The organism is Arsenicicoccus piscis (assembly GCF_022568835.1).
GTDB lineage: Bacteria > Actinomycetota > Actinomycetes > Actinomycetales > Dermatophilaceae > Arsenicicoccus > Arsenicicoccus piscis.
This window is the reverse complement of record NZ_JAKZHV010000005.1, coordinates 208,793-232,707: the sequence shown is the minus strand read 5'-3', so window position 1 is coordinate 232,707 and position 23,915 is coordinate 208,793. Positions and strand designations below refer to the sequence as shown.

Here is a 23,915-nt window from a genome sequence, read left to right as displayed (position 1 = left end):
GCGCGAGCCTTCCTGGTCCCTCGCGCGAGGGATGCCGCCGGCGTGGGTCGCGTGTGAGACTTCCGCCATGAGCCGACGCCTGCTGGGCCCGGTGGCGCAGGTCTTCCTCGGCGCCGCTCTCGCCCTGCCGCCGACGCTCCTCGGCTGGGCGTTCTGGACGGCGGCGCGCACCGACGGTTCCCCGCTCACCCTGCTCACGCTGCTCGGTCTCGCGGTGCTGGCCGTCGCGGTCGTCGCGCTGGTAGCCCTCGCCCCGGCCGTGCGTCCGGTCGAGGTGGCCGCCGCCCGCTCCCTGCTGGGGGTAGACCTCCCCGACCCGCTCGTGCCCGAGGCCCGCGAGTCGCGACTGCTCGGTGCCGCCTGGGTGGGCGTCTGCGCGCTCGTCGGTGGCGCCGTGCTCTTCCTGCTGCTCCTGCTGGTGCCCATCGGGTTCGGCCTGCTCGCCTATCCCTTCGGGAGCACCGACCAGCTGCGTCTTCCAGGGACCCCGACCTGTCGGGTGGCACCCGGGTGGTCGGCGGCCTGGCTGGTGCTGCCCGGCCTGGTGTCGCTCGCTGCCGCCGTCGCCACCCCGCTGGTGGGGGCTCGGCTGCTGCAGCGCTGGGCGCCCACGTTCCTCTCCCCCACCGCCGCCGACCGCATCGCCGAGGCGGGCCGCCGCGAGCAGGATGCGTTGCGCCGCAACGAGATCGCGCGCGAGCTGCACGACTCGCTCGGCCACGCGCTCGCGGCGATCTCGCTGCAGGCGGGCGCCGGTCGTCGGGTCGCAGCGACCGGCGGTGACCCGGTCGGGCAGCTCGAGGCCGTCGAGGAGCTCAGCCGGTCCGCCCTCGCCGACCTCGACGGGGTGCTGGGCCTGCTGCGCGGCGGTGGCCCCGGCTCGGGCACCGGCGCGGACGCGGCCCACGGCACCGACATCGATGCCGAGCTGGCGCGAATCGCCTCCCTGCACAGCCACCTTCGCCTGACGAGCCGCCTCGAGTCGCTGGCCGGCCTCCCGCCCGAGGTCGGCCGCGCGGTGCTGCGGGTGGTGCAGGAGGGGCTGGCCAACGCCGGCCGGCACGGGTGCCCGCCGGCCGAACTCGTCGTGACGCGTGCGCCGGACGGTGCGGTCGACGTGCACCTCACCAACGCCGTCCCGGACGAGGCGATCAGCCCGAGGACCGTTGCCCGCCAGCGGGGTTCGGGTTCAGGCTCGGGTCTGCCCGGCATTCGAGCACGCGTCGACACCCTGGGCGGCACGGCCCGGTGGGGGCCGATCGACGACGGCACCGGGTGGACGCTGAGCGTGCACCTGCCGGCAGCCGAGGAGGGTCCCGGATGACGATCTCCGTCGTGGTCGCGGACGACGACGCGCTCGTGCGATCGGGCCTGGCGGCGATCCTCGGGGCCGAGCCCGACCTCGTCGTCGTGGGCGAGGCCGCCGACGGTGTCGACGCCGTGCGGGTCACGCGGCAGCAGCGGCCGGACGTGGTGCTCATGGACGTCCGCATGCCCGGAACGGACGGGATCGAGTCCACCAAAACCCTTCGGGCACAACCCGATCCGCCCAAGATCGTGGTCATCACCACGTTCGAGCACGACGCCTACGTCTACGAGGCGTTGCTGGCCGGGGCCAACGCGTTCGTCCTCAAGCGCGCGACACCGGAGGAGCTGGTCGCCGTGGTGCGCACGGTCGCGAGCACCGACGCGCTCGTCTTCCCCGAGGCGATCCGGGCGCTGGCCGCGGGTCGCGCCGGCTCAGGCCGGGTGGCGGCCTGGGGAGGCCGGCTGACCGAGCGCGAGCACGAGGTGCTGCGGCTCGTGGCCCGGGGCCACACCAACGCCGAGGTGGCCGCGTCGCTCTACCTCGGGGTGGAGACGGTCAAGACGCACGTGAGCGCACTGCTGGCCAAGAGCGGAGCCCGGGACCGCACTGCCCTGGTCGTCGCGGCCTACGAGGGCCGGGTCATCGAGCCGAGCCGCCCGCACTGACCAGCCGGCCGCACCGACCAGCCCCCCCGCCAGCGATCAGCGCAGCAGCGCCGCCACCTCGGGGGCGAGAGCGCGAAAAGCCTTGCCCCGGTGGGAGATCGCGTTCTTCTCCGCCGGGGCGAGCTCGGCCGCGGTGCGCGTGTCACCAGCGACCTGCAGGATCGGGTCGTAGCCGAACCCGCCGTCACCCCGCGGCTCGCGGGTGAGCGTGCCCGGGACTGCCCTCGCGACAGACCGTGCGCCCGTCGGGCAGCGCGAGCACCGCCGCGCAGCGGAACCGCGCGCCCCGGTGCTCGTCCGGCACGTCGGCGAGCTGGGCCAGCAGCAGGTCGAGGTTGGCCTGGTCATCACCGTGGCGACCCGCCCAGCGCGCCGAGAAGACACCGGGCGCGCCGCCCAGCACGTCGACCGCCAGGCCCGAGTCGTCAGCGACCGCAGGCAGATTCGTCATGCGCGCTGCATAGGCCGCCTTGAGCGTGGCGTTGTCCTCGAAGGTCACGCCGGACTCGACGACGTCCTCCAGCTGGGGGAAGGCGTCCAGCCCGACGACCTCCACCCCGGGCAGCGACTCGGCGAGGATCGTCTGCAGCTCACGGATCTTGCCGGCGTTGCGGGTCGCGAGGACGAGGCGGCTCACGCGCGCTCCCGGGCCGGCTCGGCGAGGGCCGCCGTCTGCAGCTCGGTCAGCCGTGCACAGCCGGTGGCGGCGAGGTCGAGCAGCGCGTCCAGCAGCGGCCGGTCGAAGGGCTCGCCCTCGGCGGTGCCCTGCACCTCGATGAACCGTCCGTCCCCGGTGAGCACGACGTTCATGTCGGTCTCGGCGGTGGAGTCCTCGGGGTAGTCCAGGTCGAGCACCGGCTCGCCGGCGACCACGCCGACCGACACCGCGGCGACCGAGTCGCGCAGCGGCGTGGCGGACGCCTTGATGGCGCCCTGCGCACGACCGGTCTCGATGGCGTCGACGAGCGCGACGTACGCGCCGGTGATCGCCGCGGTGCGGGTGCCGCCGTCGGCCTGCAGCACGTCGCAGTCGAGCACGATGGTGTTCTCGCCGAGCTGGTCCAGGTCGATGACCGCACGCAGCGATCGGCCGACGAGCCGCGAGATCTCGTGCGTGCGGCCGCCGATCTTGCCCTTGACGGACTCGCGGTCGCTGCGGGTGTTGGTCGAGCGCGGGAGCATGGCGTACTCGGCGGTGACCCAGCCGCGCCCCTGCCCCTTGAGCCAGCGCGGGACGCCCGGCGTGAACGAGGCGGCGCAGAGCACGCGGGTGCGGCCGAACTCGACGAGCACCGAGCCCTCGGCGTGGTCGAGCCAGTTGCGGGTCATCCGGATGTCGCGGAGCTGGTCGGCGCTACGGCCGTCGTGACGAGGCATGGTCTCGATCGTAGCCCGGCCCCCACAGCTCGTAGACCGCCCCCGGCGTCGCGAGCTCGACCTCGCCGGGCCACACGGCGGCGGCGTCGGCGCGGCACCGCTCGGGGTCGTTCCAGGCCGGGATGTGGGTGAGCATCAGCCGCTGCACGCCCCCGGCCGCGAGCGCCGCCTCGGCGGCCCGGCGGCCCGTCAGGTGGATGCCGCGACCGAGGTCGCGCCCCTCGACGAAGGCCGCGTCGGCGAGCACCAGGGTGGCGTCGGCGAACAGCGGCGAGAGCGAGTCGGTCGAGTCGGTGTCACCGCTGTAGGCGAGGACGGCGCCGTCGGCCTCCACCCGCAGGCCGTAGGCCTCCACGGGGTGCCACGCGGGGTAGGGCGTGACGACGAACGGGCCGAGGCGCACCGGCTCCCCCACCGTCCAGTCGGTGAAGGTGAACTCGCGCCCCATCCCGAACGCGTCGACGTCGCCGTAGGCCGCGGCCAGCCGCTCGTGGGTGCCGCTCGGGCCCCACACGGGGATCGGCGGACGCACCCCCGCGGGGTCGTAGCGCTGGGCGACGTAGAGCCCGCAGAGGTCGAGGCAGTGGTCGGGGTGCAGGTGGGAGAGGAAGACGCCGTCGAGCCGCCCGAGCGGCAGGTGCTGCTGCAGGACGCCGAGGGCGCCGTTGCCGAGGTCGAGCACGACGTGGTGGGTGCGACCGTCGGCGTCGTCGGCGGACAGCAGGTAGCAGGACGCGGGAGAGTCCGGCCCGGGGAACGAGCCGGAGCAGCCGATGATCGTCAGGCGCATGCTCAGGCACCCACGCCGGCGGTGTCGGAGAAGACGTCCTCGACCTCGGGACCGAGGAATCTCCTTGCCAGCCGCCGAAACTCCTCGGGGTCGCCGGTCGTGGTGAAGCCGTGCGAGGGCGCCGGCAGCGCGTCGGGACGCAGCTCGCCGCGGTCGGCGAGGACGCGGTAGACGTCCTTGGCAGTCTCCTCGGCCGACGACACGAGCGTGACGAGGTCACCCATCACGTAGGAGATGACGCCGGTGAGCAGCGGGTAGTGCGTGCACCCGAGGATCAGCGTGTCCACCCCCCTGGCCTGGACCGGCTCCAGGTAGTCACGGGCTACCGACAGCAGCTCGGGACCGCCCGTGACGCCGGCCTCGACGAACTCGACGAACCGGGGGCAGGGCTTGGACACGACCTCGATCTGCGGTGCCGCGGCGAACGCGTCGACGTAGGCGCGGGACTGGTGCGTGCCCATGGTCGAGATGACCCCGACCCGCTGGTTGCGCGTCGCGGCGGCGGCGCGTCGGACGGCCGGCCGGATCACCTCGACGACCGGCACGTCGTAGCGCTCGCGGGCGTCGTGCAGCACCGCCGCGCTGGCGGTGTTGCACGCGATGACGAGGATCTTGACGCCGTGGTCGACGAGCCGGTCCAGGCACTCGATGGCGTAGCGCCGGGTCTCGGCGATCGGCCGTGGCCCGTAGGGCGCACGCGCCGTGTCGCCGAGGTAGGCGATGGACTCGTGCGGGAGCTGGTCGAGGACGGCCCGCGCGACGGTCAACCCCCCGTAGCCGGAGTCGAAGATACCGATGGGAGCGTCAACCACGAGACCGAGGATACGTGCTCGGTCGGCGCTTACGAGTTCGTCACGCCGGTGTCCGCGCTGTGGTCCACACCCTGGTCCGCGCCGATGTCCGCACCCTGGTCCCCGTGCTGCTCGCTGGTGAGCCGCCGCAGGAACTGGCGGGTGCGCTCGTGCTGCGGGTTGACCATGACCTGTGCCGGGTCACCCTGCTCGACCACCACGCCGCCGTCCATGAAGACGACCCGGTCGCACACCTCGCGGGCGAAGGACATCTCGTGGGTGACGACGATCATCGTCATGCCGGCCTGGGCGAGGTCGCGCATCACGTTGAGCACCTCGCCGACGAGCTCGGGGTCGAGCGCCGACGTGGGCTCGTCGAAGAGCATCAGCTTGGGCTCCATCGCCAGCGCCCGCGCGATCGCGACGCGCTGCTGCTGCCCGCCGGACAGCTGCGCGGGGTAGGCGTCGGCCTTGTCGGCGAGCCCCACCTTGTCGAGCAGCTCCGTCGCCCGCTCGCGGGCGTCGCGCTTGGAGAGGCCCTTGACCTGGACCGGCGCCTCCATGAGGTTGTCGATCGCGGTCATGTGCGGGAAGAGGTTGAACCGCTGGAAGACCATGCCGATGTCGCGGCGCTGGGCGGCCTTGGCCTTGTCGGGCAGGTGGTGCAGCGTGCCCCCGCGATCCTCGTAGCCCATCAGCTCGCCGTCGACGAAGATCCTTCCGCCGTCGATGGACTCGAGCATGTTGATGCAGCGCAGGAAGGTCGTCTTGCCAGAGCCGGACGGGCCGAGCAGGCTGACGACCTCGCCCGCGTGGACGTCGATGTCGATGCCCTTGAGGACCTGGTTGTCGTGAAAAGACTTGGTGACGTTGACGGCTCGCACGAGCGGGACGTCGGTGTGGTGCTGCGTGGGTGCGTGGCGGCGTGCCATCAGTGCGAACCCCCCACTCCGAGAAGGCGCTTCACCGTCGAGTCGCGCTTGGTCTGCCCCGGGGCTCCGAAGCCGCGGCCGAAGTAGCGCTCGAGGTAGTACTGCCCGACCATCAGGATCGAGCAGATGATGAGGTACCACGCGATCGCGGCCACCAGGGTCGGCATGATCCGCAGCGTCCGTTGACCGATGATCGTGGTCTGGTAGAACAGCTCGGTGCCGATCGGGATGGCCGTCAGCAGCGAGGTGTCCTTGACCATCGCGAGGGTCTCGTTGCCGGTCGGGGGCACGATGACCCGCATGGCCTGCGGCAGCACGACGCGCATCATCGTGCGGCTCGGGGGCATGCCGAGGGCCTGCGCGGCCTCGGTCTGGCCGCGGTCCACCGACAGGATGCCGGCCCGCGCGATCTCGGCCATGTAGGCGGCCTCGGAGAAGCCGAGGCCGAGGATGCCGGCGAGCAGCGTGGTGCTAAAGGCGTTGATGTCGACCTGCCAGAAGGTGAGGTCGTTGGACCAGCCGAGCGCGCTGGCGAGCTGCTGGCCGAACGGCACCCCGATGTCTACGTGGGGGTAGAGGTAGCCGATGCCGGTGCCGATCATGAACAGCAGGACGTAGCGCGGGATGGACCGGAAGAACCAGGTGTAGACCGCGGCCACCCCCGCGAGCACCGGGTTGCTCGACAGCCGCATGATGGCCAGCACGATGCCGAGGCCGACGCCGAGGATCATCGCGCCGATGGTGCCGACGATGGTGCCGAGCAGCAGGCCGTTGAGCACTGGCCTGAAGTTCATCACCTGCAGCGCGAAGCCGAAGTCCCACTTCGGGTTTGTGACGAACGAGCTGATCAGCATGGCGACGAGCACCGCGATCAGCGCGAGCGCCACCCACCGCCACGGGTGCGGCACGGGTCGGGCGTGGATCGGGCCGGGTCGCTCGCCGGTCCCGTCGACCGGCGAGCCGCCCGTGGGGGCTACCGAGCTCACGGGTTCACCGGGAACTCGGTGACGCCGCCGTCCTTGTTGCTCCACTTGGCGAGGATCTCGTCGTAGGTGCCGTCGGCCTTGAGCGACGCGAACGCCTTGGACACGGCCTCCGCGAGCTGGGTGTCGGCCTTGGCCGTCACGATGCCGTAGGGGGCCGAGTCGTAGATCTTGCCGACGACCTCGAGGGCGTCGTTGGTCTGGGCGACTGCGTAGTTGGTGATCGGTGAGTCGGCGGCCATCGCGTCGACCTTGCCGGAGACGAGGTCGGCGGTGACCTTGCTCTGGGCGACCTCGACGACCTGGGAGATGGCGGGCTTGCCTGCGTCGGTGCACTTCTTGGAGCGGGCCGTCAGGTCGTCGACCTGCACGGTGCCCTGCTGGACGCCCACCTTGAGGCCACAGGCCTGCTCGGGGTCGATCTTCTTGGGGTTGCCCTTCGGGACGGCCCACAGGGTGCCGGCGTTGAAGTACTGCACCATGTTGACCTGCTTCTTGCGCTCGGCGTTGATCGTGAACGACGAGACGCCGGCGTCGAACTGACCGCCCGAAACCTTGAGGATGATGGAGCCGAAGTCGGCGTTCTGGAACTGCGCCTTGACCCCGAGCTTCTTGGCGACGGCGGAGAACAGGTCGACGTCCATGCCGACGATGGTCTTGCCGTCGGTGTCGGTGAACTCGTTGGGCGCGTAGGAGGCGTCCGAGCCGACCTTGATGACCCCGGCCGACTTGATCTTGGCCGGCACCAGCGCGGCGAGGGCCGGGTCCGCGGTGACCGCCTTGACCGTCGGCGTGGCCGAGCTGCCGCCGGTGGCGGTCGCACCTCCACCGCCGGTGTTGAGCGTCTCGGATCCGCAGGCTGCGAGGGAGAGGGACGTGGCGGCGGCGAGCAGCAGCGCGCCGACGCGGGCCTGACGAGTGGTCATGGGAGCCTCCTGGAGGGTCGAGCGATGGGCGCGATTGTGACACGCACGTGTTGCCACGGTGTAACAGCGTCCAAGACCCATGCCCGCCGCGTCGAGACCCACGGCGCACTGGGGACCACATCGTTACGAAGCCGGGGTCAGCCGGTCGCGAGGATCGCCATCACGGCCATCAACCCGGGCACCACCGCGGTCAGGCTGAAGGAGATGACGAGCAGATCGCGAAACATCCGTTCACGGCGTGACTCCTCGGCGTTGGCGATGATCAGGGCACCAGCGATGTGCACCGGGTTCATCACCACGACAGCAGCCGACATGACGATGGCGACCAGCACGAAGAGGGGCGAGCCTCCGGCCCCGTGCGCCAGCGCGCCCATGCCGATCGGGACCATCACACCCAGCGTGGCCAGGGTGGAGGACTCCATGTTGGAGACCAGCCCGGTGATGTACACCAGCAGCAGCAAGAGCACAGCCATGCTGCCGATCGAGCCCAGGCCGTGCTCGATGGCCTTGAGCGTGCCGACCTTGCCCATGACGCCGAAGTAGATGACCAGGCCACCCAGCAGCAGGACGACGTTCCACGGCACCCGCTTGATGATCTCGGCCTCGGGGGTGGCAAAGGCCAGCTGGAGCGCGAGGGCGAAGGCCAGCGCGACCAGCCCCACGTCGAGCTTGAGCACCAGCACCACCAGCACGAAGCCGAGCAACGAGATCAGACAGACCACCCGGTAGCTGCGGTTGTCGGCTCCGGCGGCCCGGTCGAGCGGCGAGGGGGCCGTCGCGAGATCGGCGGCGTCGGCGTGCTGGGCGAGGGTCTCACCGAGGTGGTCGATGTGCATGAACCGCCGCCACCGGGGTGAGTGCCGCAGCATCCGATGCAGGAGCAGCAGGAGCGCGACGAGGACGACGTGCAGAAGCATGACGATCGCGTAGAGGAGCCAAGGACTGTAGTGGACGCCCTGCTTGCGGCAGATCGTGAGCACCGTCGCGCCGGCGGGGCTGAGCGGGGACAGCCCGGCTGCGTTCGACCCCAGCACGCAGATGACGGCAAGCAGCGGGTAGCTGAGCCGGTGCCGCATCGCGAGCAGCGCGAGGATGGGCAGCAGCAGGCTGATCGGCGCGGTGGGAAAGGCGCCCATGGTGGCCAGGGCGGCGCCCACCACGAAGCCGATCCAGGGAATCAGGGCCGCGCGGCCGCGGATCAGACGGAAGGCACGATCGACCAGCCAGGTCACGGCCCCGCTGCGTTCGGCGTGCGCAAACAGCATCGTCACGCCGATGATCAGCACGATCAGGCTGGTGGGGAAGAACGAGAAGGCGTCGGCGACCTTGACACCTCCGACGGTGGTGAGCACGAGCGCGCCGACCAGCCCGATGGTTCCGATGTTGACGTGGCGCCAGCGCCACAAGCTCGTGGGACAGCTCGCCGGCCACGATCAGCTGCGATCCGTCGGGCGTGAGGGCGATGAATCGCGGTCCGGCAGCCCTGGCCGGCACCGTCCCGGCGGTGCTGAGGGATCCGCTGTCGTCGACGTGGAAGCACGCGATCGTGTCATCACCACGGTTGGACACCAACAACATTCGCGCATCCGGAGTGAGCACGATGCCGGCCGCGGTGTTGTCTCGCGCTGCCGCCACGCCGCGCGTCGTGAAGCGCGCGAGCGTCTCCAGGTGCGGCCCGTCGACCCGGTGCACCGACACTGTCGAGGACAGCTCCTCGGCCAGGTAGAGCAACGGCCGCCGCGGGTGCACCACGGCGTGACGTGGGCCGCTGCCCGGCGGGGTGCGCAACTCGCCGACTATCCTCACGCCCGTCTCGGACAGCGCGACCGCGAAGACACGGTCCAGGCCCTTGTCGGGCACCCACACGACCTGACGCTCGGGGTCGATCAGGATCTGGTGCGGATGCGAGCTGCCCTGCTGGGTCCGGTGTGGTCCGGCATGGCCGGGCAGACGCAGCAGCGTGGGCGGCGCGGACGGGAGCCCGTCGTCGTGCAGCGGCAGGTCGGCGATCATGCCCGTCGCGTAGTTGGCGATCAGCAACAGATCGGGTCGCGGCAGCGCCAGGTGCACGGGATTGCGACCGCCCGTCGAGACGGTCGCGAGGTGCTCGGGGTGCCCTGAGTCGGCGACTCGATAGACCGAGCACTCTCCCTGGTCGCCGTGCAGTGCCCACAGCAGCCGGCGTGGCTGATCGAGCAGCAGGTAGGACGGGTTGACTGCCGCGACCAATGCTGTGGGCACCCAGGGTGCGGCGGGCGCAGCTCCCGCATCGTCGGGCACGGCCCACGTGGTGAGCCCACGGCCGGCCGCGTGGCGGTCACGGGTGGTACGGCACCCGACGTAGGCGGGAATCGAAGCGGGGGACATGACACCTCCTTTAGTGTTCCAATCTGTATACATATCCGGATTCCACCTAGTCAAGAGCCGACCCCAAGCGCTCCCCTGTGCTTGACGCCTCTCTCAATGATCTGTATACAAGACACATGAGTCCGCATCGAATTCCTGCCGAGGTCCTGTCCGACCTCGCCGCCGACATCCTGCGGAGACACGGCGTCGAGGCCGCCCCCGCCCGTCTGGTCGCCGACAGCCTGGTCGCCGCCGACCTGTGGGGGCATCAGTCGCACGGCGTGCTGCGGCTGCCGTGGTACTGCGCTCGCCTGCGCAGCGGCGCCATGTCCGCGACGGCTACCCCGACGCCCCTGATCGACCAGGGACCGCTGCTCCTCCTCGACGCCCACGACGGGATCGGGCAGGTGGCAACCGAGCACGCACGCGTCCAAGCCGTCCGCCGCGCCAAGCAGCACGGGGTGGCGGTGGTCGGGGTCCGCGACTCCAACCACTTCGGCACCGCGATGTTCTACACGCGGCGCGCAGCCGCCGAGGGCTGCGTCGCCATCCTGACCACCAACGCGAGCCCCGCCATGGCCCCCTGGGGCGGCAAGGAGAAGCGGATCGGCACCAACCCGTGGTCGATCGCCGCCCCGGGTGCCGCTGGTGGCGTGCTGGCCCTCGACATCGCCAACACCGCCGTCGCCCGGGGCAAGATCTACCTGGCCCGCAACCAGGGCACGACGATCCCCGACGGCTGGGCGATGACGAGCGAAGGCCTCCCGACCACGGACCCGGCAGAGGCCATCGACGGCATCATCCTCCCGATGGCGGGGCACAAGGGCTACGCCATCTCCTTCATGATGGACGTCCTGTCCGGCGCGTTGACCGGTAGCGCGACCGGCCCTCGCGTGCACGGACCCTATGAGCCAACCGCACGCAGCGGCGCCGGCCACCTGTTCGTGGTCATCGATGTAGCCGCGATGGGTGACCGCGACGCCTATGCCGAACGCATCCGGCAGCTCGTCAGCGACATGCACGAGTGCCCCACGGCGCCCGGCTACGACGAGATCGTCGTGCCCGGTGAGCTCGAGACCCGCACGGAGGCGGCCAACCGCGCAGCCGGTGGGGTCGTCCTGCCCGAGCAGACCATGACCGACCTGCTCGAGCTGGCCGCCCTGGTCGGGGCCCCGGTCCCCGACGCCATCAACGTTTGAGACCCCGAGATCCACCGACCAGCAAGGACATTGCGATGATCAGGTCAAGTCCGCTGGGGTGGTGTACGAGGTTGATCCCTCGGTTGGGCGTGTCGGTCAGTCCGTGAGGGCCTGAAGTTCGAGGTCGGTGCTCACCTCCTCGGCGTGATCGGTGTCGATGGCTTGGGCGCGGGCGAGGACGTCGAGCCCGAGGTAGCGGCGGCCTTCGGCCCACTCGTCGTGCTGCTCGGCCAGGACGGCGCCGACGAGCCGGATGATGGATGCGCGGTCGGGGAAGATCCCGACCACGTCGGTGCGTCGGCGGATCTCGCGGTTGAGCCGTTCGTTGGGGTTGTTCGACCAGATCTGACGCCAGACCTCCTTTGGGAACGGCGTGAACGCGAGGATGTCGGCACGAGCGTCCTCGAGATGTTCGGCGACGTCGGGAAGCTTCTCGGCCAGGGCGTCGACGACACGGTCGAACTGGGCGTGGACGGCGTCGGCGTCGGGCTGGTCGTAGATCGAGTGCAGCAACGCCTTGACCCATGGCCAGGACGACTTTGGGGTCGCGGACATCAGGTTCGCTGCGTAGTGGGTGCGGCAGCGCTGCCAGGCAGCGCCCGGGATGGTCGCGGCGATCGCGCTCACGAGCCCGGCGTGCGCGTCGGACGTGACGAGCTTGACGCCGGCCAGGCCGCGGGCTGTGAGGTCGCGGAAGAACGCGAGCCAGCCGGCGCCGTCCTCGCTGGTGGTGACCTGCACGCCAAGGATCTCGCGGTGCCCACCAGCGTTCACGCCGGTGGCTACCAGCACGTGCACCGGCACCACCCGCCCACCTTCGCGGACCTTGAGCACGAGCGCGTCGGCGGCGACGAACGTGAACGGCCCGGCCTCTTCGAGCCGACGGGTACGGAACTGCTCGACCTGCTCGTCGAGCTCCTTGGCCATCACCGAGACCTGGGACTTCGACAACCCGGTGATGCCGAGGGTCGCCACCAGCTTGTCCATCCGCCGGGTCGAGACCCCGAGCAGGTAGCAGGTCGCCACCACACTGGTCAGTGCTCGTTCGGCACGCTTCCTGCGTTCGAGCAGCCACTCCGGATACAGGCTTGACTGGCGGAGCTTGGGCACTGCGACGTCGAGAGTCCCGACCCGGGTGTCGAGGTCGCGGTGGCGGTAGCCGTTGCGGGAGTTGACCCGCTCCGGGCTCCGCTCGTTGTAGCCGGCGCCGCACACCGCGTCGGCCTGGGCGGAGAGCAGTGCGTTGACGAACGTGGTGAGCAGCTCCCGCATCAGATCAGGGCTCGCCTGGGACAGCTGCTCGTCGAGGAAGCGGGCAGGGTCGATACTGGGTACAGCGGTCATCGTTGTGGTTCCTTCTTCGAGTCGGTTTTCGCAGATCACTCGAAGGATCCACCCGGTGGCCGCGCCTACGTCGGAGGCACGCGCTCACTCGGGTCCGTCGTACACCACTCTGCTGGACTTCACTGATGATCAGCCTGCACGTCGACGTCCGCATCGACCCCGCCCACCGCGACGACTTCCGCGCCGCAATCACCGACCAGGCACGCGCCACGATGCGCGACGAACCCGGCTGCCTGCTCTTCGACGTCATCGTGGACCAGAGCGACCCCGACCACTTCATGTTCTACGAGGTCTATGTCGACGCCGACGCCTTCGAGGCGCACAAGGCGGCTCCGCACTTCGCCGACTGGGCGCGGGCCCGAGGCGCCTACGTGGTCGAGCAGCACAACACCTTCGGCGATCAGGTGATCGCGCTGCCCGGTTACACCGCTCCCGATCCCACCACGCACCCGACCCGGTAGGACCGATGACCACCGCACGCGGTTACGCTGAGACGCAGCAGCACCGTCACCTCCGACTCCTGGACCAGCGCGAAGGACAGCCCGTGGACGACCGCCGCAACAAGGCAGACGCCGTCTACGCCCAGTTGCGCCGAGAGATCGAGTCCGGTGAGCTGCCACCGGGATCCAGCCTGAGCGAGCACACTCTGGTCGCGCGTCTCGGCGCCTCCCGCACCCCGGTGCGTGATGCCCTGCGCCGGCTGCTCGATGACGACCTGGCCGTCCGTGACGGCAGCCGCGGCTCGCTGCGGGTGAGCCAGATCTCTGCCGCTGGGGTGCGCGACCTGTTCGGCTACCGCCAGGTGCTCGAGGGCGCCGCCATGCGTCAGCTCGCCCAGGCGATCGCCGACGGCCGCGTGGACCCGGCGCCGATCGCACAGCTGGAGGACGAGCTGCGTGGCCTGCGCGCCCGCCAGCCGTCCGCCAGCCGCACCGTGGCTTTCTACGAGCTGGCTGAGCGCTTCGATGCGCTGGTGCGCGACCTGACTCCAAATCCCTTGCTGGGCAAGGCCATCCGTGACTTGCGTCCCCACACCACCCGGTTGCGGTCGATCGCGCACCACCGTCCCGCCCGCGACGAGGTCTCGATGGCCGAGCACACCCAGATGATGACTGCCCTCCTGGGGGGCAAGCCGAAAGCCGCAGAGCGGGCGTGCGCCGAGCACCTGCAGCACACCGTGGAGGCGATCTTCGCCGGCATCGCCGATGCGGCCCCCTCCACCGTCGCGCTCTGAGCGCGTCCCCACCCGTCGCAGCACCGGCGTGAGTCCCACCTCGCGCCCGACGCCGCGCCAACTCGTCTCAGGAGACACCGTGTTCACGACCACGAACCCAGCGACCGAGCAGACCCTGGCTACCTATGAGTTCCTCACCGACGCGCAGCTGGAGGCGACCCTCGAGGCCGCCGCCCGGGCCCAGCGGTCCTGGCGCGACGAGCCGGTGGCCGAGCGCAGCGCCCTGTTGCGCTCGATCGCCGCCCGGTTGCGCGACGACCGGGAGCCGCTGGCCCAGCTGATCACCCAGGAGATGGGCAAGCCGATCCGAGAGGCGCGGTCCGAGGTCGAGAAGTCCGCAGTGACCCTCGACTACTACGCCGACAACGGCGCGGACATCCTTGCCTTCGAACAGATCCCGACCCAGGCTCAGTGCAGTGGTGTGCGCTTCGACCCTCTCGGCGTGGTGCTGGCCATCATGCCGTGGAACTACCCGCTGTGGCAGTTCTTCCGGTTCGCAGCACCGGCGTTGATCGCCGGAAATGCTGCCCTCCTCAAGCACGCCGCCAATGTGGCCGGCTGCGCGGAGCGCATCATGGCCGTGCTTGCCGACGCCGGCGTGCCCGAGGGGCTGGTCGGCAACCTGATGATCGACACCCCCACGATCGAGCGGGTCATCGCCGACCGCCGGGTCGCGGCCGTCACGCTGACCGGATCGACCCGCGTGGGCGCCATCGTTGCGGCACAGGCGGGTTCGGTGCTCAAGAAGCAGGTGCTCGAGCTCGGTGGCTCCGACCCGTTCATCGTGCTCGCCGACGCCGACCTGGAGGCCGCCGCCACCGTCGCGGTCAAGGCACGCTTCACCGCCTCGGGTCAGAGCTGTGTCAATGCCAAGCGATTCATCGTGGTCGACAAGGTCGCCGACGAGTTCGTGCGGCTGTTCGTCGACCGAGCCAGCGAGCTCGTGGTCGGCGACCCCACGGACGAGACCACCGACGTGGGCCCGCTCGCCCGTGCCGACCTGCGCGATGCCGTGGCCGACCAGGTGCGCCTCTCGATCGAGGCGGGTGCCGAGGTGGCCCTCGGCGGTGAGCCGCTGCCGGGCCCCGGCTACTTCTACCGCCCGACCATCCTCGACCGGGTGCCGCGGACGGCACCGGCCGCGTGCGAGGAGACCTTCGGTCCGGCCGCGGCCGTCATCCGCGTGGCCGACGAGGACGAGGCCATTCAGGTGGCGAACGACACCGACTACGGCCTGGGCGCCTCCTTGTGGACGCAGGACCGGTCCCGTGCCGAGATCCTCACATCCCGGAGAGGCGGGGGCGGTGTTCGTCAACGCCCAGGTCGCCTCCGACGCTCGCCTGCCGTTCGGGGGGATCAAGCGTTCTGGCTACGGCCGCGAGCTGTCGGGCTACGGCCTGCGCGAGTTCGCCAACATCAAGACCATCTGGATCGACTAGGTCTCACCGACCTCGACCGAAAGAGAGAGCGCCATGCCCGAAGATCACCGGATCGACCACCCGACCGACCACCCGATCGACCTCAACACCGCCGCGCCCGTCGACGGCGTCGCCCAGCCGACCTGGGTGCTGCGCCCCGACGAGCTGCCGGCCAAGAGCCGCGGCGGCGGCTGCCGCACCGTGCCGCTGCTCACCCACGACCGCGGCGCGACGGCCTTCCTCAACGGCACCACGCTGTTCGACCCCGGCGCCCAGATCGCGCACCACAGCCACAACGTGCTCGAGTCCGTGATGGTCGTGCAGGGCAGCGCCATCGTCGACATCGGCGGCCGGCGCACCCGCCTGCAGACCTTCGACACGACGGTCGTCCCGGCCGGCATCGAGCACCACTTCGAGAACGCCTCGGACACCGAGCCGATGCGCATCTTCTGGACCTACGCCTCGGTCGACGCGACCCGCACGATGGCCGACAGCGGCGAGACGAGCCGGATCGACGCCGAGGCGCCCGGTGAGCCTGGTGCCACCGAGGCCGGGACCGAGGGTCCGGTCCTGGAGATCGTCGACCTGGTGGCCGCGCCAGGTGCCGAGGAGGCGCTCGAGCAGGCCGTGGCCGCCGCCGCGCCGCTGTTCCAGGCGTCCCCGGGCGCGCGGACGTACACCTTGCGGCGCGAGGTCGAGGACCCGTCCCGCTACCGCCTGTTCGTGGCCTGGGACGCGCTGGACGACCACCTGGTCGGCTTCCGGGAGTCGGAGGCGTTCCAGGACTGGCGCGCCCTCGTCACGCCGCACCTGGCCGAGCCGCCGTCGGCGCGACACGTGCGGCACACGCTGACCGGCTTCTGAGCCGGCTCACGAGCCGGGTGGCCCCCGGGTGGTCTACGCCTCGACCAGCGCGGTGGCGAGCGTCTCCTGGACCCAGGTGAGGAAGTCGTAGAGCGCCACGGACTGCGCCTTCGCGTCGTCGGGGCCGGCCTCGTCCAGGTGCCGCTGCAGCGCGTCGGCGTCCTCGTCGGTGCGCAGCTCGAGCCGCTCGCCGAGGACCAGGCGCACGTCGGTCAGCGCGACCGTGACCACCGCCGCCTCCGCGCGGGTGAGGTGGACGTCCTCGCCCTTGCGACCGGTGCCCGGTCGCGACAGCACCTCGCGGGCGCGGCTCAGCTGGTCGACCTTGCGCTGGCGCAGCCCGGTCTCGGTGAGCCGGCGGAACTCCCCCGCCGCCTGCGGGTCGTCGCGGCGCGCGTCCGGGAACAGTCGGCGCAGCGCCGGGTCCTCGATCTCCTCGGCCACCCGCGGCTCGGCCTCGATGGAGGCGACCGCGTCGGCGAGCGGGTCGCCGGTCAGCTCGGGCAGCCCGGGCGACATGCCCTCGACGAGGGCGCGCACCTGGTCCATCAGGTGCACGAGCAGGAAGCGCTCGTCGGCGTCCAGCTTGCCGACGATCTCGCCCTTGCGGGCCCGGAACGCGTGCGCCATCAGCTGTCCTGCTGGAAGGTCGCCCACAGGCCGTAGCCCTGCATGGCCTCGGTGTCGCGCTCCATGGCGTCCCGGGTGCCGCTCGAGACGACCGCCCGGCCCTCGGTGTGCACCTGCAGCATCAGCTGCTCGCACCGCGCGCGGGAGTAGTGGAAGTACTCGCCGAACACGAAGGTGACGTAGGACATGAGGTTCACCGGGTCGTTCCACACGATGGTCACCCACGGGCTCTCGACCTGGGTCTGCTCGTCCTGCTGCGGGAGGTCGAGCTCCGCCGGGGCGGTGGACAGGACGGACGTGAGCGGCACACGGCCAGTGTAGAGCGGCCGGTCCGTCTACTCTGTGCCCATGGCCCCGGGCACCGCGAGCACCGCGCTCCTCACCGACCACTACGAGCTCACCATGCTGCAGGCCTCGCTGGCCAGCGGCGCCGCGCACCGCAGGTGCGTGTTCGAGCTGTTCGCACGACGCCTCACCGGCGACCGGCGTTACGGCGTGGTGGCGGGCATCGGTCGGGTCCTCGACGCTATCCGGGACTTCCGGTTCAGGCCCGAGGAGATCGCCTTCCTGCGCGAGACGCAGGTGGTGGACGAGCCGACGCTGGAGTACCTCGAGGGCTACCGCTTCACCGGCTCGATCTGGGGCTACCCCGAGGGCGAGGTCTACTTCCCCGGCTCCCCCATCCTGATCGTCGAGGGCACCTTCGCCGAGGCGTGCATCCTCGAGACGCTGCTGCTGTCTATCCTCAACCACGACAGCGCCGTCGCCACCGCGGCGAGCCGGATGATCAACGCCGCCGAGGAGCGGCCGTGCATCGAGATGGGGTCGCGGCGCACCCACGAGGACGCGGCCGTGGCGAGCGCGCGAGCGGCCTACATCGCCGGGTTCGCGTCGACGTCCAACCTCGAGGCGGGGCGGCGCTACGGCGTGCCGACCCGCGGTACCTCGGCGCACTCGTTCACGCTGCTGCACGACACCGAGCGCGACGCGTTCGTCGCCCAGGTCGACTCGCTCGGGAAGGGCACCACGCTGCTCGTCGACACCTACGACGTGCGCGAGGCCGTCCGGACCGCGGTCGAGGTCGCCGGCCCCGAGCTCGGCGGCGTCCGACTGGACTCCGGCGACCTGGTCGCCCAGGCCCGCGAGGTCCGTGAGCAGCTCGACGAGCTCGGCGCCACCACGACCCGCATCACCGTCACCTCCGACCTCGACGAGTTCGCCATCGCGGCGCTCGCGGCCGCGCCGGTCGACGGCTACGGCGTCGGGACCTCGCTGGTCACCGGCTCGGGCGTGCCCACGGCCGGCATGGTCTACAAGCTGGTGTCGCGGGAGGGTGACGACGGTGCGCAGGTCAGCGTCGCCAAGAAGGCGCTGAACAAGGCGTCGGTGGGTGGTCGCAAGTACGCCATGCGCCGCCTCGACGAGCGCGGCGTCGCCGAGGCCGAGGTCATCGGCATCGGTGAGCAGCCCGACAACGACGGCAACGACCGCAACCTGCTCGTCGAGCTGGTGCGCGGCGGCGAGGTCGTCTCGACGGCCACGCTGGACGACGCCCGCGCCCGCCACGAGGCGTCGGTGGCCGAGCTGCCCGCCCGGGCCCGCCGGCTGTCCCGCGGCGAGCCCGCCATCCCCACGGTCTACGAGGACGACGAGAAATGAGCGAGACGATGGCTGACCGCACCACGACCGCCACCACGACCGACGCGTCGACGCCGGAGGTCGACGCCCTCCCCCAGTCCGACGAGATCCCCATGGAGTCAAGGGCGCTCGTGATCGTGGACGTCCAGAACGACTTCTGCGAGGGCGGCTCGCTGGCCGTGCGCGGCGGCACCGACGTGGCGCACGAGATCACCCGGTGGATCGGCGACGCCCGCAACAGCTACGGCCACGTCGTCGCCACCCAGGACTGGCACGTCGACCCCGGCGACCACTTCGCCGCGCCCGGCACCGAGCCGGACTACCAGCACTCCTGGCCGGTCCACTGCCCCGCCGACAGCGTCGGTGCCGAGCTGCGCGAGGAGCTGCGGCCGGTGCTGCCGCGCATCGAGGCGGTCTTCCGCAAGGGTCGCCACGCGGCGGCCTACAGCGGGTTCGAGGGCGTCGACGACGACGGCGCAGGCCTCGCGACCTGGCTGCGCGAGCGTGACGTGCAGGCCGTCGACGTGTGCGGCATCGCCACGGACTACTGCGTCAAGGCCACCGCGCTGGACGCCGCCCGCGAGGGCTTCGCCACGACCGTGCTGCTCGACCTCACCGCCGGCGTCGCTGCCGAGTCGACGACTGCCGCTCTGCCCGAGCTCGAGGCCGCGGGCGTCCGGCTGGTCGGCACCCCCGTCGTGCGGTCGTGAGCTGCTGACCGAGCCTCGCCAGGCGTAGGCCCAGGCCCAAGGCCGGGCTCAGCGGGAGCGGCGCACCACGATCGAACGCGCGACCTTGTCGTGCAGCGCCTGGCGCTGCGGCCGGTCCCACAGCGGCCACAGGTAGTCGACGACCGTGAACAGCACCGTGAGGCTGCCGAACGTGTCGCCGAGGCACTTGACGAAGCTGCGCCATGCGGCGACCCCGACGCTCAGGTTGGCGTCGGTCGCCTGCTGCCGCACCCGGATGCCGGTGACGATCTTGCCGAGCGTCCGGCCGTAGCTGGACAGCAGCCACGCCTCGTAGGCCACGAACAGGGCCGTGCGGGCGAGGCTCGCTCCCAGCACGCGCGCGGTGTCGAGCGTCGGCACCGCGACCGAGGAGGTCAGCGACGGGTTCGGGTTGTTGGCCGCCTCGACGTAGACCTGCTGCACGTAGGTGATCAGCTTGTCGATCTCGGGGCCGAGCAACCAGATGCCGAGCGGCAGCCACACCAGCGTGACGATGATCCAGTCCAGCACCATGGCGCCCGCGCGCGCCCACCACCCGGCGTAGACCGGCTGGTCGGGGTCCATGGACGGCCACGGCGCACGCTGCTCGCGGGGCGGGGTCTGCTGCAGCTCGGGGTACTGCCAGGCCCGCTGGCCGCCCGGCTGCTGCCAGGGGGTCTGCTGGCCCTGGTGGCCAGGGTCGTCCTGAGGGTCGCGGTGCCGGAACGACTCGGGCGACGCGGCGTGACCGATGGTGGAGCTCGACGCGGTCGGCGAGATCTTCGGCGTGGTGTGATCGGTCCACACGACGCCGTCGAAGTAGCGCAGGATCGTCGAGTCCTGCGGATCGTCGTACCATCCGGACGGTCGGCTCATAGGGGCCACCCTCCCACGCCTGGCCGAGAGCACCCAACACCCGCCCGGCACGGCCGTCCTGCGGCATGATGGCCGACCATGGAGGCACGGCTGGACGACCTGGACCGGCGGATCCTGCGGCTGTTCGCCGAGGACCCGCACATCGGCGTGCTGGGCGCCTCCCGGCGGCTCGGCGTCGCCCGCGGCACGGTGCAGGCGCGCCTGGACCGGCTGCACCACACGGGGGTCATCGCGTCGTTCGCGCCGACCCTGGAGCCGGCCGCCATGGGCTACCCCGTGACGGCGTTCCTCACCCTGGAGATCCGCCAGGCCGACGGGCACGAGCCCGTGGTCGCGCACCTGCAGACCGTGCCCGAGGTCCTCGAGGCGCACACCATCACCGGGGCCGGCGACATCTGGGTGCGGGTGGTCGCGCGCGACAACGCCGACCTGCAGCGGGTCATCGACGAGGTCACCGACGACGAGCACGTCCAGCGCACGTCCACCGTGGTCGCGCTCGCGACCCGGTTGCCCTATCGGACCCTGCCGCTGGTCTGAGCGCGTCGCGCCTGCGGCTGCGACCGAGGGGGCTCAGCGGCGGCCGACGAACCAGTTTCGGATCTTGTCGATCCGGGCCGCGACCTGGTCGGACGTGGCCTGCGCGAGCTCGGGTCCGCCGCAGACCGACCGCAGCTCGGAGTGCACGACGGCGTGCGGCTTGCCGGACTTGCGGGCGTAGGCCGACACCAGCTTGTTGAGCTCCTTGCGCTGGGCGGCCAGCGCCCGGTGCGCCGACACCTGGTCGGGGTCCTGGGCGTGCTCGCGCGCCCGCTGGGAGGGCCGCTGCTTGGCCTGCCGCTCCCGCAGCACCGTCGCGACCTGCTCGGGCTCGAGCAGGCCTGGGAGGCCGAGATATTCGTGCTCCTCGTCCGACCCGGAGTCGGCCACCAGACCGAACTGCTGGGCGTCGAAGAGCACGTGGTCGAACTCCGCGTCGGACCCCAGCGCCTCGAAGCTGCCGAGCAGGTCGTCGCTCGCCGACTCCGCCGCGTTGGCCTGCTCGACGAGGCCGTCCTCCTCCGACCACAGCCCCTCCTCGCCGTCCCGCTTGGGCCGGTCGAGGGCGTGGTCACGCTCGAGCTCGAGGTTGGCGGCGTGGGTGAGGATCGGCGCGACGCTGGGCAGGAAGACCGACGCGGTCTCGCCGCGCTTGCGCGCCCGCACGAACCGGCCCACGGCCTGGGCGAAGAACAGCGGCGTCGAGGTGGAGGTGGCGTAGACCCCCACCGCGAGCCGGGGGACGTCCACGCCCTCGGAGACCATGCGCACCGCGACCATCCACCGCTCGTCGGACTCGGCGAAGGACTCGATGCGGGCCGACGACCCGGCGTCGTCGGAGAGCACGACGGCAGGGCGGGTGCCGGTGAGCTCGGTGAGGTGACGGGCGTAGGCGCGCGCGTTGGCCTGGTTGGTGGCGATGACCAGCCCACCGGCGTCAGGGACGTGCCGACGCACCTCGGTGAGCCGCTTGTCGGCGGCGCGCAGCACCGACGGGATCCACTCGCCCGCGGGGTCGAGGGCGGTCCGCCACGCGTGTGCGGTGAGGTCCTTGGTGAGCGGCTCCCCCAGCCGCGCGCTGATCTCGTCGCCGGCGCGGGTGCGCCAGTGCATCGCACCGCCGTAGGCCATGAAGAGCACCGGGCGCACGACCGAGTCGCGCAGCGCCTCGGCATAGCCGTAGGAGTAGTCCGCCGAGCTGCGCCGGATGCCGTCGGCCCCCTCCTCGTAGCGCACGAACGGGATCGGCGAGGTGTCCGAGCGGAACGGCGTGCCGGTGAGGGCGAGCCGCCGCGTGGCGGGCTCGAACGCCTCGCGCAGCGCGTCGCCCCAGCTGCGGCTGTCGCCGGCGTGATGGATCTCGTCGATGATCACGAGCGTGGGGGCGGCCTCGGTGCGCGCGCGGTGCAGCAGCGGCTTCATCGCGACGCCGGCGTAGGTCAGCGCGACGCCGTCGAACTCACGGTTGTGCCGCCCGCTGGCGTTGGTGAAGGACGGGTCGAGCTGGATGCCCACCCGGGCCGCGGCCTCGGCCCACTGGGTCTTGAGGTGCTCGGTCGGCGCGACGACGGTGATCCGCCGCACGATCCCCGCCTGCAGCAGCTCGGCGGCGACGCGCAGGGCGAAGGTCGTCTTGCCCGCGCCCGGCGTGGCCACCGCGAGGAAGTCCTTCGGCGCGTCGGTGAGGTAGCGCTCGAGCGCCTCGGCCTGCCAGGCCCGCAGCTTGCCGGCCGTCCCCCACGCAGCGCGCTCGGGGAAGGCTGGGGAGAGGTTCTCGGCTGCGTGGATCGACATGGCGTCCTCGAGGGTAGCGACTTTGCGGAGCCGACATGCCGAGGCTCGGTCCTTGACTCAGGTCGGTCGGGGTCACGCGGCCCAGGGCACGACGAAGCCCGTGGCGCACGCAGGGGGACGGCGCGCCACGGGCCTCGACGGGGGTTCTACGGGGCAGGTTCCAGCGAAGATCAGTAGAGCTTGACCTTGGCGCCGGCGGCGTAGAGCTTGACCTTGCTGTCCTGGGCGTAGAGCTTGACCTTGCTCGGGGCCGAGTAGAGCTTCACCTTGCCGGGGGCGGCGTAGAGCTTGACCTTGCCGGTCAGGGCCTGCTCCACCGTGGCGACGCCAGGAGCGGCCTGCACGGTCGCGGAGTGGGCGACGCCGACGCCGACGGCGGACGCGACGGTCAGGGCGAGGGAGGCAGCGGCGGTGCGGGTGAAGCGACGCATGGGAGGTCCTTTCAAGGATCAGCAGAACGTTTTGATGAGGTTACCGTTCGTCAACCACGATACGCGTTAGGGCAGCGAAACTCCCACGACGGGTCACACATACTCCGCCGTTTGGCTGACCTTTGGACTTTCTGTGACCCAAGTGGCCTAGCGCAACCCCCTCAGTCCTTGCCGTCCTGCGGCGCGCGCAGCCCGTCGTAGATCTCCTGGCAGACCGGGCAGACCGGGAACTTCTTCGGGTCGCGGCCGGGGACCCACACCTTGCCGCAGAGCGCGACGACCGGGGTGCCCGTGACGGCCGACTCGGTGATCTTCTCCTTGCGCACGTAGTGCGAGAAGCGCTCGTTGTCGCCGGGCTCCTGCAGCTGCTCCTCGACGCGCTCCCGCTCGAGCACGGAGGTGCCGGTGGCCGGGCCCGTCGACTGCGGGTCCGCGAACGGGTCCGGCGGCATCCCCGGCTGGTCGGTCAGGCTGGGCTGGGCGGACGAGCGGGGGCGCGAGGTGGGGGTCAGGGTGGCCATGGCGCTCAGTCTAGGTCGCCCGGCTCAGTTGAGCTCAGGGTCGTCGGGATAGTAGGCGACGTAGGCCAGCCGGTCGGGCTGGCGGCGGAGCACCCGCCGCCACAACGTGTCGGAGTCGGCGGTGAACAGGTCGAGCGGCTCGGCGTCCACGACGTACCAGGACCCCTCGACGACCTCGCTCTCGAGCTGGCCCGCCGACCACCCGGCGTAGCCGGCGAAGACGCGCAGGCCCGCGAGGTGCGGGAGCACGAGCACGGGAGGGGTGTCGAGATCGACCAGCCCGACGCTGCCGAACAGGTGCCGCACCCCGAGCGGCTCCGGGTCGTCGCCCGGCACGCTCACCACGCCGAGGGCGGTGTCGGTGGCCACCGGACCGCCGTGGAACAGCACGTCCGGCGTCGAGGCGTGCCCTGCCCAGGTGGGCAGGACCGCCCCGACGTCGGCCGCGGACGGCTTGTTGACCACGACCCCTTGAGCCCCGTCGGGGCCGTGGTCGAGGACGAGCACGACCGCACGGCGGAAGATCCCGTCGTCGATCATCGGGGTCGCGACGAGCAACCGTCCGCTGAGGTTCTCGAACTCCACCCCGCCATTGTGGTC

The 23,915-nt window shown here is 71.3% G+C and carries 25 protein-coding genes and 3 pseudogenes; 11 read left to right on the top strand and 17 right to left on the bottom strand.

Annotated elements, in window-relative coordinates:
- Positions 1-67 precede the first annotated feature (67 nt).
- Positions 68-1,324 carry a sensor histidine kinase gene (locus MM440_RS11400; protein WP_241444411.1) on the top strand — a complete coding sequence of 419 codons (1,257 nt, stop codon included), beginning with the start codon at positions 68-70 and terminating at the stop codon, positions 1,322-1,324.
- A complete protein-coding gene (locus MM440_RS11395) occupies positions 1,321-1,974 on the top strand; it encodes a response regulator transcription factor (protein WP_241444410.1) in 654 nt (217 codons plus the stop codon). Before MM440_RS11400 ends, MM440_RS11395 begins: the two co-directional genes overlap by 4 nt.
- Positions 1,975-2,010: 36 nt before the next feature.
- On the opposite strand, the pseudogene MM440_RS11390 reads toward MM440_RS11395, so the two are convergent.
- The 9 genes and pseudogenes from MM440_RS11390 to MM440_RS17625 form a co-directional block, all read right to left on the bottom strand.
- Positions 2,011-2,611 (bottom strand): annotated as a pseudogene (locus MM440_RS11390) (XTP/dITP diphosphatase).
- Positions 2,608-3,351, bottom strand: coding sequence for a ribonuclease PH (gene rph, locus MM440_RS11385; protein ID WP_241444409.1), 744 nt, complete (start codon positions 3,349-3,351; stop codon positions 2,608-2,610). The pseudogene MM440_RS11390 and the gene rph overlap by 4 nt, the downstream one beginning before the upstream one ends.
- Positions 3,329-4,141, bottom strand: a complete 813-nt coding sequence (locus MM440_RS11380) for an MBL fold metallo-hydrolase (RefSeq protein ID WP_241444408.1) — start codon at positions 4,139-4,141, stop codon at positions 3,329-3,331. Before MM440_RS11380 ends, rph begins: the two co-directional genes overlap by 23 nt.
- Positions 4,142-4,143: 2 nt before the next feature.
- Positions 4,144-4,953, bottom strand: a complete 810-nt coding sequence (murI, locus tag MM440_RS11375) for a glutamate racemase (RefSeq protein ID WP_241444407.1) — start codon at positions 4,951-4,953, stop codon at positions 4,144-4,146.
- A gap of 29 nt (positions 4,954-4,982) precedes the next feature.
- Positions 4,983-5,864: an amino acid ABC transporter ATP-binding protein gene (locus MM440_RS11370; RefSeq protein WP_241444406.1), complete on the bottom strand. Its 882-nt coding sequence runs from the start codon at positions 5,862-5,864 to the stop codon at positions 4,983-4,985.
- On the bottom strand, positions 5,864-6,850 hold the full coding sequence (locus tag MM440_RS11365; RefSeq protein WP_241444405.1) for an amino acid ABC transporter permease: 987 nt from the start codon (positions 6,848-6,850) through the stop codon (positions 5,864-5,866). Before MM440_RS11365 ends, MM440_RS11370 begins: the two co-directional genes overlap by 1 nt.
- Positions 6,847-7,773 carry an ABC transporter substrate-binding protein gene (locus tag MM440_RS11360; RefSeq protein ID WP_241444404.1) on the bottom strand — a complete coding sequence of 309 codons (927 nt, stop codon included), beginning with the start codon at positions 7,771-7,773 and terminating at the stop codon, positions 6,847-6,849. The genes MM440_RS11365 and MM440_RS11360 overlap by 4 nt, the downstream gene beginning before the upstream one ends.
- Positions 7,774-7,910: 137 nt before the next feature.
- Entirely contained in the window at positions 7,911-9,125 is a 1,215-nt protein-coding gene (locus MM440_RS11355; protein ID WP_241444403.1) for an SLC13 family permease, read from the bottom strand.
- A gap of 103 nt (positions 9,126-9,228) precedes the next feature.
- A pseudogene (locus tag MM440_RS17625) lies at positions 9,229-10,140 on the bottom strand (lactonase family protein); the annotation flags it as partial.
- Between the two features lie 116 nt (positions 10,141-10,256).
- On the opposite strand from MM440_RS17625, the gene MM440_RS11345 reads away from it, so the two are divergent.
- Positions 10,257-11,318: an Ldh family oxidoreductase gene (locus MM440_RS11345; RefSeq protein ID WP_241444401.1), complete on the top strand. Its 1,062-nt coding sequence runs from the start codon at positions 10,257-10,259 to the stop codon at positions 11,316-11,318.
- A 96-nt stretch (positions 11,319-11,414) separates the two neighbouring features.
- On the opposite strand, the gene MM440_RS11340 is transcribed toward MM440_RS11345, so the two are convergent.
- Complete coding sequence (locus MM440_RS11340; RefSeq protein ID WP_241444400.1) at positions 11,415-12,662, bottom strand: IS256 family transposase; 1,248 nt, start codon at positions 12,660-12,662, stop codon at positions 11,415-11,417.
- A 125-nt stretch (positions 12,663-12,787) separates the two neighbouring features.
- On the opposite strand from MM440_RS11340, the gene MM440_RS11335 reads away from it, so the two are divergent.
- The 5 genes and pseudogenes from MM440_RS11335 to MM440_RS11320 all read left to right on the top strand — a co-directional run bounded on the left by MM440_RS11335 (position 12,788) and on the right by MM440_RS11320 (position 16,178).
- On the top strand, positions 12,788-13,123 hold the full coding sequence (locus tag MM440_RS11335; protein WP_241444399.1) for a putative quinol monooxygenase: 336 nt from the start codon (positions 12,788-12,790) through the stop codon (positions 13,121-13,123).
- Between the two features lie 83 nt (positions 13,124-13,206).
- Positions 13,207-13,896, top strand: coding sequence for a GntR family transcriptional regulator (locus MM440_RS11330; RefSeq protein WP_241444398.1), 690 nt, complete (start codon positions 13,207-13,209; stop codon positions 13,894-13,896).
- Positions 13,868-15,127 (top strand): annotated as a pseudogene (locus MM440_RS11325) (aldehyde dehydrogenase family protein); the annotation flags it as partial. The gene MM440_RS11330 and the pseudogene MM440_RS11325, both read left to right, overlap by 29 nt.
- Positions 15,128-15,200: 73 nt before the next feature.
- Positions 15,201-15,335 (top strand): aldehyde dehydrogenase family protein, encoded by a 135-nt coding sequence (locus tag MM440_RS17030; RefSeq protein WP_338155644.1) that lies wholly within the window; start codon positions 15,201-15,203, stop codon positions 15,333-15,335.
- Positions 15,336-15,368: 33 nt separating this feature from the next.
- Positions 15,369-16,178 (top strand): cupin domain-containing protein, encoded by an 810-nt coding sequence (locus tag MM440_RS11320; protein ID WP_241444397.1) that lies wholly within the window; start codon positions 15,369-15,371, stop codon positions 16,176-16,178.
- Between the two features lie 33 nt (positions 16,179-16,211).
- Here the strand turns inward: MM440_RS11320 and MM440_RS11315 are convergent, their stop codons facing one another.
- Positions 16,212-16,808: a DUF2017 domain-containing protein gene (locus tag MM440_RS11315; protein ID WP_241444396.1), complete on the bottom strand. Its 597-nt coding sequence runs from the start codon at positions 16,806-16,808 to the stop codon at positions 16,212-16,214.
- Complete coding sequence (gene clpS / locus MM440_RS11310; protein ID WP_241444395.1) at positions 16,808-17,116, bottom strand: ATP-dependent Clp protease adapter ClpS; 309 nt, start codon at positions 17,114-17,116, stop codon at positions 16,808-16,810. The genes MM440_RS11315 and clpS overlap by 1 nt, the downstream gene beginning before the upstream one ends.
- Before the next feature lie 40 nt (positions 17,117-17,156).
- On the opposite strand from clpS, the gene MM440_RS11305 reads away from it, so the two are divergent.
- Entirely contained in the window at positions 17,157-18,467 is a 1,311-nt protein-coding gene (locus tag MM440_RS11305) for a nicotinate phosphoribosyltransferase (RefSeq protein ID WP_241444394.1), read from the top strand.
- 92 nt (positions 18,468-18,559) lie between these two features.
- On the top strand, positions 18,560-19,156 hold the full coding sequence (locus MM440_RS11300; protein WP_241444462.1) for an isochorismatase family protein: 597 nt from the start codon (positions 18,560-18,562) through the stop codon (positions 19,154-19,156).
- Between the two features lie 48 nt (positions 19,157-19,204).
- Here the strand turns inward: MM440_RS11300 and MM440_RS11295 are convergent, their stop codons facing one another.
- Positions 19,205-20,032: an RDD family protein gene (locus tag MM440_RS11295; RefSeq protein ID WP_241444393.1), complete on the bottom strand. Its 828-nt coding sequence runs from the start codon at positions 20,030-20,032 to the stop codon at positions 19,205-19,207.
- Between the two features lie 78 nt (positions 20,033-20,110).
- On the opposite strand from MM440_RS11295, the gene MM440_RS11290 reads away from it, so the two are divergent.
- The gene (locus MM440_RS11290; RefSeq protein ID WP_241444392.1) at positions 20,111-20,569 is read left to right on the top strand and encodes an Lrp/AsnC family transcriptional regulator; all 459 of its coding nucleotides are present in this window, start codon (positions 20,111-20,113) and stop codon (positions 20,567-20,569) included.
- A 33-nt stretch (positions 20,570-20,602) separates the two neighbouring features.
- Here MM440_RS11290 and MM440_RS11285 read toward each other — a convergent pair whose 3' ends face one another.
- The 4 genes from MM440_RS11285 to MM440_RS11270 all read right to left on the bottom strand — a co-directional run bounded on the left by MM440_RS11285 (position 20,603) and on the right by MM440_RS11270 (position 23,900).
- Positions 20,603-22,363 carry a DEAD/DEAH box helicase gene (locus MM440_RS11285; RefSeq protein ID WP_241444391.1) on the bottom strand — a complete coding sequence of 587 codons (1,761 nt, stop codon included), beginning with the start codon at positions 22,361-22,363 and terminating at the stop codon, positions 20,603-20,605.
- Positions 22,364-22,533: 170 nt separating this feature from the next.
- A complete protein-coding gene (locus tag MM440_RS11280; protein ID WP_241444390.1) occupies positions 22,534-22,794 on the bottom strand; it encodes a hypothetical protein in 261 nt (86 codons plus the stop codon).
- A 161-nt stretch (positions 22,795-22,955) separates the two neighbouring features.
- The gene (locus MM440_RS11275) at positions 22,956-23,246 is read right to left on the bottom strand and encodes a DUF3039 domain-containing protein (RefSeq protein ID WP_241444461.1); all 291 of its coding nucleotides are present in this window, start codon (positions 23,244-23,246) and stop codon (positions 22,956-22,958) included.
- Positions 23,247-23,339: 93 nt separating this feature from the next.
- Complete coding sequence (locus MM440_RS11270; RefSeq protein ID WP_338155643.1) at positions 23,340-23,900, bottom strand: YqgE/AlgH family protein; 561 nt, start codon at positions 23,898-23,900, stop codon at positions 23,340-23,342.
- Positions 23,901-23,915: the final 15 nt, after the last annotated feature.